Annotated in this window: 1 protein-coding gene; it reads left to right on the forward strand. The window is 59.9% G+C overall.

Features of this window, described 5'->3' with window-relative positions:
• Positions 1-631 (forward strand): hypothetical protein (locus D187_RS59785; RefSeq protein ID WP_043433577.1); only part of this gene is annotated, 631 nt, incomplete at both ends.

The following is a 631-nucleotide window of genomic DNA, read 5'->3' on the forward strand; positions in this document are numbered from 1 at the left end:
CGACGACGCCGTTTCAGGGGTTGATGGAGCCGGACGCATGGGCCCGGTACAAGGCGTGGTGGAAGACGTTATTGTCGATTTGGAAGAGGATGGAGTCGTGGGAGGTCGTCAGTACGGACGACGACGCCACACGAGGAAGCAGCGACGGCGAGGGTAGCACGGACGTGAGCGTCAAGGAAGAGGACGCAGAGACGGGCACGGCAGAGGGAGGAGATGATCGACGGCCACCATACCGGATGACGACAGCGCAAGAAAGATCATGGCGCAGGTTTGACCAGGGCGTTACCGAGGCCGTTCAAGGTACCGATACCGAGGCCCGGTGCAGCGATGCGCAGTTGGAGCGGTGTTGTTTGGACACGGTGGTCCAGTTTTTCGATCACCCGTTCAAGAGCGGCAACCATTACGAGAGCATCATCATCAGCGCATTGGCCGTCATGGGTTTGGAGGAGAACGGCCAGTGGATGCCAGTCACGAATTACACGCCGATATATTCCGCCGTCATCAAGGTCGCGCGGTATTTGGTGTTATACCAGTCCATCATCGAGCGCGAGGCACACATCCGAACGCGGGAGGCGGGCATGGGCGTAGACCGCAGGACGGCCGAGGAGACAGCGCCGGGGTTGTTCAAGAT

The organism is Cystobacter fuscus DSM 2262 (assembly GCF_000335475.2).
Lineage (GTDB): Bacteria > Myxococcota > Myxococcia > Myxococcales > Myxococcaceae > Cystobacter > Cystobacter fuscus.